Genomic DNA, 15,498 nt, shown 5'->3' with positions numbered 1-15,498 from the left:
TAGTTAAATTACACTAATTTGCTTAAATTGATTAATTTTACTAGAAAATTATCAGATAAAATCACTTTTAAAAAACGTTATTTTATTAAATAAACCAATTCCAAACCACACCAAAACGAATGGTAAAATCTCGATATGGGGTATTTGGTGCCGATAAATAATTTTTATCTAACACAAAAGAACTGATGTTGTCTGCCTTAAAATAAATACGAGTTCGGCGCACTCTTGCATTGAAAAATAAATCAACTGTTGGATAGCCTATTTCGGTATCATTTTGCAAGGTAAATTCAGCCAATAACGGATTATAAGCATTCATTTTATACTTAGAAAAGTATTTAAAGGTTGCGCCTATTTGCACAAATAATGGTTTTCCTTTAAACCAACTATCTGAATAATAAAAGGTGTTTCGTGTTACCAATTCGGGCACTCTAAAAACTTGATTTCCGCTGGCAACTTTTTGATACATCAGTGTGTTGTCTAAAGCAAATTTACCTAGGGTAAATTCTTTGGAAACTTTTGCTTTTAAATAATTAACACTTCCTGCAAATTGTTTTGGCAAATTATTTTGATCAAAATAGGTGTAGTTGTCAATATTGGTAATATCTAAAGAACCGTTTATCCATTTTGAAGATAAAACACCTCCTAAATTTCTAGTCCCTACCAATTCAAAATTATGCTCCCAATTATAATCGTTATAAGTACTTTGATGTAGTAAAAAATTAAAATTTGGGCGTTTATTGCTAATTTCTAAATGCGCTTTTAAAGTAATAATACTGTCTTTTTTGTAAAAAGCTTCGGCTTTTAAGTTGTTTCCTGAAAGCCTAGCATTGCCTGGTGTTATATTTGCAAGGGCGTTTACATGAAAGTTTTTAATTTTTCCGTTCCAACTTGCGCCAAAAGAAACCGCTTTTCCTTTTAATTTATTTTTAGTGATGCCTACCACATTATTTTGCAAATTATCGTAGCCATATTTATAGGTTGTATAGCCTGTTTTTACGCTGAATTTCCCTAAAATATATTTTGAATTAAAATCTAAAAAAACCGAATTATTATAACGTAAATAAGAGGTTTTATCGTTAATATTATTTGCTAAAATTGTTTTTCCAAAAACAAGGGGCGTTGCTGTAATTTGATTAAAAGTATAATGTTTTGAACTTCTAGTAAATGAATGTCCTATTTTTAAATTTGAAAAATCTTTTTGATGCAAACTATCTTTAGAGGCTAGTAATTTAAAGGTATGTTCAAAATACAAGCGTTTTGCATCTAGCTTATTTTGAGCATCGATTAATTTGGTATCTAACCTACCTCTATCTTTACTAAAATTAGGATCATCATTAAAAAAAGCAGTTAATGAATCGTCTGTTAAACCGCCATTTTCTTGGTTTAAAATATCTTGATTTACCGCATGACCTCGCATCGCATACTGCTGTTTTGGGCTTTCATACCTAAAACTAACCCTAAAATTACCCGAACTCACCAACGAACGCCTGTAAGCGCCTAACGACCGAAGCCCTTTGTAGGCAACCCCTACGTTAAATCGCTTTGAAAAATTACTTGTAAATAAAATATCTAACACCTGCCCTTGTTGCAAACCTGTTTTGTACATTGCCTGTGTAGTGGGCGTTGGTACGTGGTAATAATTTACATCTTCCTTTTCAAAAAAATTAAATTGTTTGGCACGAAAACCAATGTCAGGAAATGATGAAATATCGGTAAAATTATAGCCTAAATTGGTAAACGTTTGCCCCTGATTATGAAAACCTAATAACTCAAAATTATCTTTTCTTAAAAAATTGAATTTATAATGTTTTTGAATGGTTAAAGTGGTGTCAACAATGGTGGTATCGTTTTTAAATGATATAATTTTATAATCGGTATATTTGGTTTTTCCACTAAGTTTTACGTTAATTTCAGTATCAGAAATTGAATCTAAGTTTTGATTCAAACCACCGCCATTAAAATTAGCCACCCCACCATCTAACTGCCTTATTTGAGCATAAAACAACTGAACACTTAGTAAACAAAAAAACACTATAAAAATTCTCTTCATAAGCACAAAAGTAAAATAATTAAACGACAAAAAATGTGAATAATTTCTTTGAAAACTGTTAATTTGTAGCATGCTGAAATTAAATTATAGTCAATACACATTAGAAACAGGAACAGACGAAGCTGGTAGAGGCTGCTTAAGCGGCCCTGTAGTAGCTGCTGCTGTTATTTTACCTGAAAACTTTAAACATGAATTATTAAACGATTCCAAACAACTTTCAGAAAAAAAACGCCAAGAATTACGCCCATATATTGAAAAACATGCCCTAGCGTATGCCGTGGCATTTGTAAGCCATCAAGAAGTTGATCAAATTAATGTTTTACAAGCATCAATAACAGCAATGCAACGCGCTATTGCCAAGCTTTCGCCACAACCCGAATTTATAATTGTCGATGGAAATAAATTTAAACCTTATAAAGATATTCCGCACCAAACCATTGTAAAAGGCGATGCCAAATTTATGAGTATTGCCGCCGCCTCTATTTTGGCAAAAACCTATCGAGACGATTATATGGAAAAAATCGATAAAGAATATCCGCAGTATAAGTGGAAAAAAAACAAAGGCTACCCAACAAAAGAACATCGAAATGCGATTCGTGAGTTTGGGATTACCCCTTATCATCGCAAGACTTTTAAATTACTACCCGAACAACTAAAATTAACCCTTTAGTTTTTCTATTTTTGTCATCCAAATAACTTACAATAACTTAAGAAAATGATTAAAAGAACACGCGCAGAAATTAGCAAATGTATTATTCATAAAGTAGCGAATAAATATAATAGTGGGAAAAATGAATTCTCAGAAAGTTTAGTTCGTTTTGATGAAGAAAGCTATGAATTATTAATGCCTTTTTTATTAAAAAACTTTGGAACAGTAACCCAAAGTTACCGTTTTAACCATCATGCAGACGTTCGTTTAAACGAAATTAACAAATACACTTCTGATATTTTTGATGACAATGCTACTTTTATTGAGCATTCAAAAAACATCGTCAACCACTTATATGAGCAATCAAATTCGGCAAATATAAAAACAGGCGATGTGCTAGTAGTTTACTTTGAAAACATTGAATATAAAGATATTTTAACCAATGCCGTTGGAATTTTTAAAATTGAAAGTAAGGTTGATTTTTTACAAACCTATTTAGATGATGAAAGTTTTGATGTCGTAGTTCAAAAAGGAATTTCAACCAAAAAACTAGACAAAGGTTGTTTAATTGTAAATTCTACCGATGCCGAAGGAACGGTTATTTTATCTGTTGATAATAATAATTACGATGCCCAATATTGGATTAAGCATTTCTTAAACGCAAAATTTGCAGATGATAGAAATTTACATACTCAAAATTATTTAGAGATGTGTAAAGATTTTTCTGAAGAGATTATAAAGCCTGAATTTGGTAAAAAAGAACAAAGTAATTTCTTAGCAAGCACGGTTGATTATTTCAAAGAAAATGAAAATGTAGATTACCACGGATTTAAAGAAGAAGTTTTTGAAGATGAAAAACATCAAGGAATGTTTGAAGACTACAAAAAACATTTTGAAAAGCTGAACGACGTTTTAATCCGTAATAATTTTGAAGTTTCAGACGTTGTTTTAAAGAAAGAAAAAAGCAAGTTTAAAACCGAAATTAAGTTAGACACCAACATCCAAATTAAAATTGATATTGATGCGCCCGATGCTTCTTCTGATTATTTAGAACAAGGCTACGATGAAGACAAAAAAATGAAATATTACAAGGTTTTTTACAATACTGAAAAGTAAAAAAATAGTTATATAAACAAAAAAGCTGAAGTTTTAAAACTTCAGCTTTTTTTATATTTTAAAAAGTAAAACACCTTAAAAAAGAATAAAAACTACTCTTTTTCAGCCATTTTCTTTACATAATCGGTAATAATTACAATCTGCGTAGGACCAACTTTTCCTTCAATAAAATTAGCGTTTTCATGATCTAAAGAAATTCTACGAACCGCAGTTCCTTGTTTAGCCACCATGCTAGAGCCCTTTACTTTTAAATCTTTAATTAAAACAACAGAATCACCCGCTTGTAAAATAGCACCGTTTGCATCTCTGTGAATAATTTTTTCACTTTCCTCTAAATGATCGCCACTTTCTTTAGCAAAACGTAAATCAGCATCTTCTAAATACAACATATCTAGTAAATCTTGCGGCCAACCTTCGTTACGCAATCTTGACAACATTCTCCAAGCAACCACCTTTACGGCTCTAAATTCGCTCCACATGCTGTCATTTAAACAACGCCAATGGCTTGCTACGGTATTTTCAGGATTATCAATTTGGTCAACACAAGTATCACAAGCCAATAAGCTTCCGTCAACACCACCAATTGGCATTGGTTTTACCTCGTAAATTGATAAATTATCTTTTGAAGCACACAGTTCGCATTGCTTTGCACTTCTATCTTCTAACTCTTGTAATAAACTCATTTTTTTTACTATAAATTATGGACTGTAAAAGTACATTATTATTTTATCAGAAATGAATCTAAAATGAATTTAAAATAGGTTACAGATAAATTATTTGAAGCTGTTTCCCGCTTTTCGCACTCGCTTTTTTTGAAGAAAAATCAAAAAAGAGCTCAAACAATTGCTACAATCGGGGCTAGGAATTTGTGCTAATTTCATAGTAGTACATCAGAAGAAATTACCAGTAGTTTATCAAAAAAAAGCTCGTTTATTAAAATATAATTCAACTATTACTAAAATAACAACAAGCTAATAATCAATATATTGATAAAATTTCAAGCTATATTTTTATCAAAAACAAATTAATAAAGTGTTATAAGTAGGTTTTAAAGCCAAATAATTGATAATAAACCAAAAATTTGTTCCAAATCATCCATTTTGCATGATTTAGGACTCTATATATTGATAATACCGATATATTGCAAGTGTAAGAAATCCCCCGAAAAAAACAAAAACCTTGATACGTAAGCATCAAGGTTTTTATATTTAAAAAATAGGTCTTATTTAACTATATTATAAAAACTCATAAATAAAGAAACATCACTTTATTTTATTCAAAATAAATATCAATCAATCCTTTAGGAGTTTCTACTTCAATAACTTTATTAACTCTATCTACTTTCTTAATAAAATCATCAATCATAGGAATAAAAATTTCTCTATCACCATTTTCGATTTCAAAAAGCGGTTGCGCAGCTTTATCATTTATGTAAGCTAAAGTACCTACTTCACCAAAGTTTTTATCAACAATAGTAAAACCGATCACCTCATGATAATAAAACTTGTTCCCTGAAAGTTTTGGCAATAAATTTAAAGGTAAATAAATTCCTGCTCGCATAATGGCATCTGCATCTGCTTCAGTATCTACATCTTCAAATTTTACGCGAAACATAGTACTTCTACTTAAGGTTGATTTTTCAATAAAAAAAGGAACCAGATTATTGCCTAAATCGACAAAAACTGATTCCAAATTTTCGTAAAGATCGGGTTCATCAGTATCTAACTTGATTACTACCTCTCCCTTAAAACTATGTTTTTTAACGATTTTGCCAAGATAAAAGCAATCTTCTTTTTGCATCATCATTATAGTACAGTTTTTTTATTCTTCGCTATCTGCGTTTTCAGCAACAACTTCTTCAGTATCTGCAACTACCTCAACAACAGGAGTGTTTGCAGCGATACGAGCAGCATTTACTGCTTTTTCAGCTTCTAAAGCTTTCGCTTTAACATCAGCATCAGCTTTTGCTAAACCATCAACTTTACTAGCAACGATACCAGTTTTTTCTTCTAACCAAGCTGCAAATTTAGCATCTGCTTGTTCTTGTGTTAAAGCACCTTTTTTAACTCCACCAGCTAAATGCTTTTTTAATAAAACTCCTTTATCAGATAAAATAGTTCTAGCAGTATCAGTTGGTTGTGCTCCTTTTTCTAACCATGATACAGCTACATCAACGTTTAAGTCAGTAGTTGCAGGATTAGTGTTAGGGTTATAAGTTCCAATTTTTTCTAAGAAACGTCCATCTCTTTTAGCTCTTGAATCAGCAGCTACTACCCAGTAAAAAGGTTTTCCTTTCTTTCCGTGTCTTTGTAATCTAATTTTTACAGGCATAATTTTAATTTTTAAGGTTCTCGACCTTTAGTATTAATAAATCTTATCATCTCGTGATAAGCGGCTGCAAAGGTATCATTATTTTTTTACTAAAAAATAAAAATTTAACTTTATTGCAACAAAAAAGAGCCTGAAAAACAAGCTCTTAAGAAAATAAGTAACGGTTAAATATTATAAAACTCTAACATCAACAGCGTTTAAACCTTTTTTTCCTTCTTTAAGATCAAACTCTACAGTATCACCTTCTCTAACCTCATCGATTAAACCTGATACGTGTACAAAATATTCTGTGTTTGATCCTGACTCAGTAACAAATCCAAAACCTTTAGATTCGTTAAAGAACTTAATTGTTCCTTCTTTCATTGTAAAAAATATTATATTAAATATGAAACAAATATACCTTTAATAATTTACTATAAATTGATTTTTCTATCAAAAAAAAAAAAAATAACACCTACATAACAATTAATTATCAATTAGTTATCAATTAGTTATCGGTTTAACTCCTTTGGTAAAATAGTTTGTATCGTAAAAGCAGGTTAATAACTTGTGTGGTAAACACCGCAAATTCTTTGTATTTTTACATTTTACTTTTATCTAAACACCTCACACCACTCTCGATGTATTTAATTTTTGATACTGAAACTACCGGATTACCTAAAAACTGGAAAGCACCTTTTACAGATACTGACAATTGGCCAAGAGCAACCCAAATTGCCTGGCAATTGCATGATGAATTAGGAAATTTAATTGAACATCATGATTTCCTTATCAAACCTGAAGGATTTAATATTCCTTATGATGCGGAGCAAATTCATGGTATTTCTACTGATTTAGCCCAAGAACAAGGAATTGAACTTCCTGAAGGTTTGGCTTTATTTAACGAAGCTTTAAGTAAAACCAAATTTGTAGTAGGTCAAAATGTTGGTTTTGATTTAAATATTATGGGTTGTGAGTTTCATCGTTTAGGTGTTGACACTATTTTAAACGACCTCCCTATTTTAGATACTTGTACGGAGCAAACCGCTAAAATGTGTCAAATTCCTGGTGGTCGTGGCGGTAAATTTAAATTGCCTACGCTAACAGAATTACATAAACATTTATTTGGTTTTGGTTTTGGTGATGCTCACAACGCAACTGCCGATGTAGAAGCAACAACAAGATGTTTTTTAGAATTGATTCGTTTGCGTCAATTTACCAAAGAACAATTAGATGTTTCTGATGATTTCTTTGATAATTTCAACAACACAAACCCTACTCCTATTCAAGTAATAGGATTAAATCACTTAAATCTTAAAAAAGAAAGTGAAAAAATTCGTGCAAGAATTGAAAAAGCAAAAGGTGTTACAAAAACCATCAGTACTAATGAAGGTTTAGCAAAATTAGAAAACGCCACCTTTGCACACTTACACAATCATACACAATATTCTGTTTTACAATCAACTATTCAAATAGGAAATATTGTAAAAGCTGCTGCAAAAGACAACATGTCGGCAGTCGCAATGACCGATACTGGTAATATGATGGCGGCTTTTCATTTTGTACAAGCAGTTTTAAATCATAATAAGTCCGTAGAAACAGCAAATATTGAAGCTATTGAAAAAGGAGAAACACCAACTCAAAAACCTTTAAAACCTATTGTTGGTTGTGAATTTAATATTTGTAACGATCACACGAATAAAAGCCAAAAAGACAATGGTTATCAAGTTGTTTTATTAGCTAAAAATAAAAAAGGATATCACAATTTAGCAAAAATGTCTTCTATCGCTTTTGTTGATGGATTTTATTATATCCCCAGAATCGATAGAAAAGTAGTTGAAAAATATAAAGAAGACATCATTGTGCTTACAGGTAGTATATATGGTGAAGTTCCTAGTAAAATATTAAATGTCGGTGAAGCCCAAGCCGAAGAAGCATTACTCTGGTGGAAAACACAATTTGGCGATGATTTATACATCGAATTAATGCGTCACAATCAAGACGATGAAAGAGTTGTTAACGAAACACTTTTAAAATTCTCGAAAAAACACAATCTAAAAACTGTTGCCTCTAACAATACTTTTTATTTAGATAAAAAAGATGCCAATGCGCATGATATTTTATTGTGTGTAAAAGATGGCGAAAAACAAGCAACACCAAAAGGACGAGGACGAGGATATCGCTACGGTTTACCGAACGATGAATATTACTTTAAGTCATCCGAAGAAATGAAAAAATTGTTTGCAGATCTTCCTGAAGCAATTATAAATATTCAAGAAATTGTTGATAAAATAACGCCCTACACCCTAGCTCGTGACGTTTTATTACCTGCCTTTGATATTCCTGATGAATTTAAAGATGAAAAAGATAATGAAGACAAAGGAAAACGTGGTGAAAATAATTTTTTACGTCATTTAACCTATGTTGGTGCAAAAAAACGATACGGAGAAATTACAGAAAGTATTCGTGAACGTTTAGATTTTGAGTTGGAAGTAATTGAAAAAACAGGATATCCAGGATACTTTTTAATTGTTGAAGATTTTATTCGAGAAGCAAGAAATATGGATGTTGCCGTTGGTCCTGGGCGTGGTTCGGCAGCAGGTTCGGTAGTTGCATATTGTTTGTGGATTACAAATATTGACCCAATTAAATACGATTTACTTTTTGAGCGTTTCTTAAATCCTGAACGTGTATCAATGCCCGATATTGATATTGATTTTGATGACGAAGGGCGTGGTAGAGTAATGGATTATGTAATTAATAAATATGGTGCAAATCAGGTAGCACAAATTATTACTTACGGAACAATGGCGGCAAAATCTTCTATTAGAGATACCGCTCGTGTTTTAGATTTACCGCTTTTTGAAGCAGATAGAATTGCTAAGTTAATTCCGGGAATGAAGCTAAAGAAAATATTTTCTTTGGATGATAAACAACTAAGCGAAAAACTTAGAACCGAAGAAATTGAATTGGTAAACGAACTTAAAAGACTTTCTAACGGTTCAGATTTAATGGCGGAAACCATTAATAAAGCTCGGATTTTAGAAGGTTCTGTTCGAAATACAGGAATCCATGCCTGTGGTGTTATTATTACGCCTGACGATATTACAAAATTCGTACCTGTTGCCTTGGCAAAAGATTCTGATATGTACGTAACTCAGTTTGATAACTCGGTTGTAGAAGATGCCGGTTTATTAAAAATGGATTTCTTGGGATTAAAAACGCTAACCTTAATTAAGGATACCGTTAAAATTGTAAAAGCACGTCACGATGTACTTTTAGATCCTGAAACTTTTCCTTTAGATGATGTAAAAACCTACGAACTTTTCCAAAGAGGAGAAACAGTTGGTATTTTTCAATATGAATCTCCAGGAATGCAAAAACATATGCGCTCATTAAAGCCTACTGTTTTTGAAGATTTAATTGCCATGAATGCATTATATCGACCAGGACCGATGGAATATATTCCTTCTTTTATCCGAAGAAAACACGGAGATGAAGAAATTGAATATGATTTACCAGCCATGGAAGAATATTTATCTGAAACCTACGGAATTACGGTTTATCAGGAACAGGTAATGTTATTGTCGCAAAAATTAGCCGATTTTACAAAAGGTGAAGCCGATGTTTTGCGTAAAGCAATGGGTAAAAAACAAATCGCAGTCTTAGATAAAATGAAGCCTAAGTTTGTGAAACAATCCATAGCAAACGGGCATGATGCTAAAAAATTAGAAAAAATTTGGACGGATTGGGAAGCCTTCGCATCCTATGCATTTAACAAATCTCACTCTACGTGTTATGCTTGGATTGCCTATCAAACAGCCTATTTAAAAGCCCATTATCCTGCCGAATATATGGCAGCAGTGCTTTCAAATAATATGAATGATATTAAATCAGTTTCCTTTTTTATGGAGGAATGTAAACGTGCAGGAATTACTGTTTTAGGACCCGATGTAAATGAATCATTTTCTAAATTTTCAGTAAATAAAGAAGGTGCTATTCGTTTCGGAATGGCAGCTATTAAAGGTGTTGGAGGGCTTGCGGTAAAAGCAATTATTAACGAACGAGAAGAAAATGGTACTTTTAATTCTGTTTTTGATGTTGCAAAACGGGTAGATTTACGTGTAGCAAATAAAAAAGCATTTGAAGGTTTAATTTTAGCTGGTGGTTTCGATTCTTTTGGAACTGCACACAGAGCGCAATATTTTGTAGAAGATGAAAAAAATCAAAAATTTATAGAGAAAATATTACGTTTTGGAAATAAGCATCAAGAAAATTTAAATTCGGCACAGGTATCATTATTTGGAGGTGGTTCTGAGGAAGAAATGCCCGAACCGATTATTCCACTTTGTGATACTTGGGGTACTATGGAATTGTTAGGAAGAGAAAAAGAAGTCGTTGGTATTTATATTTCTGCGCATCCGCTAGATGATTTTAAAAATGAAATGAAGTTTTGTAACGCCAAGCTTTCTTACTACAATGATTTGCCTAAATATGAAGGAATGGCATTGACTTTTGGTGGAATTGTTACTGATGTACAACATCGAATTTCGAAAGCAGGAAAAGGATGGGCAACATTTTTTATTGAAGATTATACTGAAAATTATGAATTCAGAATTTTTGGAGAAGAATATTTAAAATTCAAACACTTTTTAGATATTAATTCATTTTTATTTGTAAAGACGATGGTAAAACCAGGTTGGACAAATAGAGAAGGCATAAAAGGAGAACCACGAATTAGCTTTACTGATTTTTCTATTTTACACGATATTATGGACAAACTCTGTAAAAAAGTAACCATAAGGATGCCTTTAAAAGAAGTGACTGAAAACCGAATTAAAAATTTACAGCATTTATGTACCACCAATAAAGGTTCTCAGAACCTGCACTTTACTATTTGGGATGAAGAAGAAAAAATAAAATTAGAGGTACCTAGTAGAAATACGAAAGTTAAAATAACCAACGAGTTTTTAAACACTTTAGACAATCAACATATTAATTATAAATTGAATTAAAAAATGCTGCCAACTTATAACAATAGTACTGATTTGCTCGTAAATATAACTAAAAATAATCTTTATAGTAAGCTGATTATACAGCTTACTAAAGATTTTAGTTTGGCAAATTCTACTTTTGAAATATCAGCAAACACTACGCCTGATGCTTTAACGAAAACACTAAATAACACCCTAAAAAACTTAATTTTAACCGATTCAAAAACCTTTCAAAGTCTTTTATATATTGTTGATGTTCCTGAAAATATGCTTTATAAAATTGACACTTCAAATATTGATAACTATACCGAAACTGTTGTTTTTTTAATCTTAAAAAGAGTTTGGAAAAAAGTCTGGTTTAGCGCCAATTATTCCCGTTAATTAGATTTTTATTATTTAATCTTCTTTAATTATTGATGGAAAAATCATCGGGGCAATTTTTTTAACAGGGCTGTATAAAATAGATTCTGCTAAGTTTTCTTTGGTTACAAAAGGAATGGTATCGTTCATTTTTCCGAAGAAAATAAAAGCGACACTTAGTATTAATCCAATTTTTAAAGCACCAAAAACACCGCCCAATATTTTATTTAAAATTCCTAAAGAAGCAAAATCAGCAACTTTAGTTAGTACTTTTCCTAATAAAGATATTACGATAATAATAACAATAAATGTTCCTGCAAAAGCGGTTAAAGAAATGTATTTTTCATCCCAAGAAACACTGCTTGCTAACCAATCTGAAATAAAATAAGAAAAATGCATCGCGCCATAAACCCCTGCAATTAAAGCGACCAAAGAGGCTACCTCAACAAATAATCCTTTGAGAATTCCTCGTACAAAACCAAAAATTAAAAGAACAGCTATTATAATATCAAAAATATTCATAAGTATAAAAATAAGGGTTATAAAATATCGTTTAAAAAATAGCATCTCAATTAAAATGTTATGCCTTTAAATTGTACACCAAATATACATAACTCAGTTGTATCTTTGTCTATTCAAAAAACACAGATGTCAAAAGAAGTTAACTTAAAAGAAAAATGGGATTTTCTGATAAAAAATTTATCAGAACAATTTGCCGATGGTGATACCTTAAATGTCGATGCTGTTATCTATTTAATTGGGGTGCAAGAGCTTGGACAAGGACAACGACCGTTTAAAAAAGATGAAAAGGTAAACTTAATGCACATTGCTATTTGTAAACTTTTAGAACCTTACGGATATTATGAATTTGATTTCTTTGATCCTGACGGTTGGCCACACTATAAAACCATCACCGAATTACCGAGTTTAAAACCAGGAGAACAGGCTGTTTTAATAAAGGAAGCTATTATTCATTATTTTGAACTAGTAGACTTTTTTAAATAAAAACACTGTTAAATGTTTATTTAAAAGCACAAATAGCACTATTATTTTAATAAAATGATAAAAAAATAAAAGTGGTACACTTCTTGGAAAGAAGTTCGTAAATGACTAGTTTTAAATATTAATTCAACTCTTATAAAATATACTAATGAAAAAATTACTGTCGCTATTAATACTTGCTACTTCAATAGTTAGCGCCCAATATACAATTAAAGGAACAATGACGCCTCCTGAAAAAAGTGACTGGGTTTACCTGCATAAATTACAAGGAGCTAAGCCTAAATTTATCAGCAATACAACTATAAAATCGAATACCATTGTTGTTGGTGGAGAAAAGCAAACCTTAGGTAAATTTGAATTTACTCTGCCTGAAGATGCACCTGTTGGAGCATACAGAGCTACCTACCGAAATAAAGGTGCCGGGTTTGTAGATTTCTATTTCAACAAAGAAAATATTGAATTTATATTCAATCCTAAATACCCTGGGCAATCTGTTGTTTTTACAGCATCTAGAGAAAATAAACTATATACCGAATATTTACAATCTTATGCTTTAATCCAAAATAAAATTGACGAAAATCAAGTTGATTATATTAAAAATGGAAATAAAGACACTAAAAAAGCGTATAAAACTGCTGTAAAAGAATTAGAAAACATGCAAGATATTTATGAAAATAAATCAGACGGTATGTTGGTGCATAATTTTATTGAAGCCTCACAACGTTATAACCCGTCTAGTCCTATTGATAATATGGACGAATATCTTTCTTCTACAGTTAATCATTTTTTCAAATATATTGACTTTAATAATGAAGCCTTATACAACTCTTCTTTTTTAGTAGATCGTATTGCTGATTATGTTTTTTACTTAAATTATTCTGATAATAAAGAATTACAACAAAAATTATTAAAAGAATCGATTACAAAGGTAATGGGCGAACTTTCTGGAGTTCCATTAAAAAAATCAGTAACAGTATTTTTAATTACTTCTTTAGCTGAAAAACGCAACGGTCCAATAGTAGATTGGATGTTTGAAAACTACTATGACGAATTACCAGAAGAAGAAATTGATCCTGTCTTTAGAAAAGAAACCTTACAGTTTTTAAATGCTACCGTTGGTAGAATAGCACCTGATTTTTCATGGGAAGAAGCAGGTAAAGAACTTAAATTATCAACCTTAGCTGATGGTGAAAAATATTTATTAATTTTTTGGAGTACCTCTTGCCCACACTGTACTAGAGACATTCCTGAATTACATACCGAAATGCAAAAATACAATGAAGTATCGGTTGTATCATTTGCTGTTGAAAACTACAAATCAACAGATTGGAATGAATTTCAAAAAAACCTACCTTATTGGCACAATGCTATGGGAACGCATCCTACCTATAAATTTGACAACGAAACCATCGTTAAATACAATTTAACAGGAACGCCTTCTTATTTTGTTTTAGATAAAGACAAAAAAATAATTGCGATACCAAACGACTTAGAAGATGTTAAAAAGTATTTCGCAAAACAATCAGAATAACACATTTATTTTATAAATACGTTGATTAAAATAACAAACCCAACATATAATTGTTGGGTTTGCTGTTTTAAAAATGTAAAAAAGCATCTGTTAAGTGCCGTATATTATACTGTTCTTTATTTTTTACAATAGCAATAATATCAAAGCGTACCTCGAGGTCTAAATCTTTTTGATTCACATAATTATTAATCGCAAAAACCAATAATTTTATTTTCTTCGGATTCACAAAACTCTCTGGATTTCCAAAATAAGTACTCGACCGTGTTTTTACCTCAACAACTACTAAAAAGCCGTCTTTTTGAGCAATAACATCTACCTCCGCTTTTTTATATCGATAGTTTTTTTCAAGGATTTTATAACCGTTTTTTTGTAAATAGTCAATAGCTAATTGCTCTCCTTTTTCGCCAAGTTCGTTATGCTCTGCCATTATTCGAATTTTAAGCTTACTATTCTATTTTGAGTAGTTACAGTAACATCTCTTCCCATAATCAAAGCACGATTATCTGGCTCATGACCAGCAGGAAAATTAAACACAACAGGAATCTCTTTAGGAATTACCTCTAAAATTAATTGCTCGATAGAACTTCCCCAAGGTGTTGAATTTTTTTTAACCTTAGTCATATCACCTACAATAACACCGCTTACTTTTGTAAAATAATTGGCGCGTTTTAAGCTTTGCAACATTCTGTCAATTGAATATTTATACTCGCCTATTTCCTCAATAAATAACACTTTATTTTCTGTTGATAGTTGACTTTCCGAGCCTAACATTGATGCTAAAATAGCAATATTCCCGCCGACTAATTCCCCTGAAAACTCCGTATTTATAGTATCCTTTTCAGGAATATTTCTATTATATTTTGATGCTGTAATTTGATATGATAATTTTTCCCCAAACAGTGCTTTTTTAAGCGATGCAATACTTTTTGCAATCACTTCGGGTTTATCTTGCATGCTTGTTCCCATAATTCCGTGAATTGTTTCTACGCCTAAATTATGAATATGATTATGAAAAGCGGTAATATCAGAATAACCAATTACCCATTTAGGATGTTCTTTAAATTTCGAAAAATCTAATTTATCTAAAATTCGAACAGAACCATACCCGCCACGAGCCGACCAAATAGCTTTAATATTCTTATTATCTAAAGCATCTTGAAAATCTTGACAACGCTGCTGATCGGTTCCTGCAAAATGATCAGATTGATTAAACATATGTTTTCCATACACCACTTTTAATCCCCAACTTTGGGCAAGTTTTTTGGCTTTATCAATAATATGTTTTCTGTTTTTTAAAATTCCTGCAGGCGCTAGAATTACAATAGTATCGCCTTTTTGTAAAAATACTGGCGTTTTTAATTTCATAAAATTATTTTGAGCGTTCATTGATTCTGACAACAATATTGACAATAATAGCGATAATAACAATGAAAAAACAAGCTTTTTTTGTTTCGTAAATCTCATAAATAATGATGCTTTAAGTTAA

At 31.3% G+C, this 15,498-nt stretch carries 14 protein-coding genes; 6 read left to right on the top strand and 8 right to left on the bottom strand.

What is annotated here, in order from left to right; genetic code table 11:
* Positions 1-85: 85 nt before the first annotated feature.
* Positions 86-2,050, bottom strand: a complete 1,965-nt coding sequence (locus tag AQ1689_RS06225; protein WP_101955531.1) for a putative porin — start codon at positions 2,048-2,050, stop codon at positions 86-88.
* 70 nt (positions 2,051-2,120) lie between these two features.
* Between AQ1689_RS06225 and AQ1689_RS06220 the strand changes: the two genes are divergently transcribed.
* On the top strand, positions 2,121-2,720 hold the full coding sequence (locus AQ1689_RS06220; RefSeq protein ID WP_058885911.1) for a ribonuclease HII: 600 nt from the start codon (positions 2,121-2,123) through the stop codon (positions 2,718-2,720).
* A 45-nt stretch (positions 2,721-2,765) separates the two neighbouring features.
* Positions 2,766-3,815 (top strand): nucleoid-associated protein, encoded by a 1,050-nt coding sequence (locus AQ1689_RS06215; protein ID WP_101914669.1) that lies wholly within the window; start codon positions 2,766-2,768, stop codon positions 3,813-3,815.
* Between the two features lie 92 nt (positions 3,816-3,907).
* Here the strand turns inward: AQ1689_RS06215 and AQ1689_RS06210 are convergent, their stop codons facing one another.
* From AQ1689_RS06210 to AQ1689_RS06195, 4 genes are all read right to left on the bottom strand, one after another.
* Complete coding sequence (locus AQ1689_RS06210; protein WP_058885913.1) at positions 3,908-4,498, bottom strand: PhnA domain-containing protein; 591 nt, start codon at positions 4,496-4,498, stop codon at positions 3,908-3,910.
* 589 nt (positions 4,499-5,087) lie between these two features.
* The gene (gene rimM / locus AQ1689_RS06205; RefSeq protein ID WP_101955683.1) at positions 5,088-5,615 is read right to left on the bottom strand and encodes a ribosome maturation factor RimM; all 528 of its coding nucleotides are present in this window, start codon (positions 5,613-5,615) and stop codon (positions 5,088-5,090) included.
* 21 nt (positions 5,616-5,636) lie between these two features.
* Entirely contained in the window at positions 5,637-6,146 is a 510-nt protein-coding gene (locus AQ1689_RS06200) for a 30S ribosomal protein S16 (protein WP_101955530.1), read from the bottom strand.
* Between the two features lie 171 nt (positions 6,147-6,317).
* On the bottom strand, positions 6,318-6,509 hold the full coding sequence (locus AQ1689_RS06195; RefSeq protein WP_101914667.1) for a cold-shock protein: 192 nt from the start codon (positions 6,507-6,509) through the stop codon (positions 6,318-6,320).
* 257 nt (positions 6,510-6,766) lie between these two features.
* Here AQ1689_RS06195 and dnaE point away from each other — a divergent pair, with 257 nt between their 5' ends.
* Positions 6,767-11,140 carry a DNA polymerase III subunit alpha gene (gene dnaE, locus AQ1689_RS06190; protein WP_101955529.1) on the top strand — a complete coding sequence of 1,458 codons (4,374 nt, stop codon included), beginning with the start codon at positions 6,767-6,769 and terminating at the stop codon, positions 11,138-11,140.
* A 3-nt stretch (positions 11,141-11,143) separates the two neighbouring features.
* Positions 11,144-11,500: a hypothetical protein gene (locus AQ1689_RS06185; protein WP_101955528.1), complete on the top strand. Its 357-nt coding sequence runs from the start codon at positions 11,144-11,146 to the stop codon at positions 11,498-11,500.
* A 15-nt stretch (positions 11,501-11,515) separates the two neighbouring features.
* Here AQ1689_RS06185 and AQ1689_RS06180 read toward each other — a convergent pair whose 3' ends face one another.
* Complete coding sequence (locus AQ1689_RS06180) at positions 11,516-12,001, bottom strand: CvpA family protein (protein ID WP_101955527.1); 486 nt, start codon at positions 11,999-12,001, stop codon at positions 11,516-11,518.
* A gap of 126 nt (positions 12,002-12,127) precedes the next feature.
* On the opposite strand from AQ1689_RS06180, the gene AQ1689_RS06175 reads away from it, so the two are divergent.
* A complete protein-coding gene (locus AQ1689_RS06175; protein WP_058885919.1) occupies positions 12,128-12,484 on the top strand; it encodes a hypothetical protein in 357 nt (118 codons plus the stop codon).
* Positions 12,485-12,629: 145 nt separating this feature from the next.
* On the top strand, positions 12,630-14,012 hold the full coding sequence (locus AQ1689_RS06170) for a TlpA disulfide reductase family protein (RefSeq protein WP_101955526.1): 1,383 nt from the start codon (positions 12,630-12,632) through the stop codon (positions 14,010-14,012).
* Between the two features lie 67 nt (positions 14,013-14,079).
* Here AQ1689_RS06170 and AQ1689_RS06165 read toward each other — a convergent pair whose 3' ends face one another.
* Together AQ1689_RS06165 and AQ1689_RS06160 are read right to left on the bottom strand one after the other, a co-directional pair.
* A complete protein-coding gene (locus AQ1689_RS06165) occupies positions 14,080-14,439 on the bottom strand; it encodes a YraN family protein (RefSeq protein ID WP_101955525.1) in 360 nt (119 codons plus the stop codon).
* The gene (locus AQ1689_RS06160) at positions 14,439-15,377 is read right to left on the bottom strand and encodes a S66 peptidase family protein (protein WP_232122514.1); all 939 of its coding nucleotides are present in this window, start codon (positions 15,375-15,377) and stop codon (positions 14,439-14,441) included. The genes AQ1689_RS06165 and AQ1689_RS06160 overlap by 1 nt, the downstream gene beginning before the upstream one ends.
* Positions 15,378-15,498 lie beyond the last annotated feature (121 nt).

The organism is Tenacibaculum finnmarkense (assembly GCF_900239185.1).
Lineage (GTDB): Bacteria > Bacteroidota > Bacteroidia > Flavobacteriales > Flavobacteriaceae > Polaribacter > Polaribacter finnmarkensis.
This window is presented reverse-complemented; position numbering and strand designations above follow the sequence as displayed.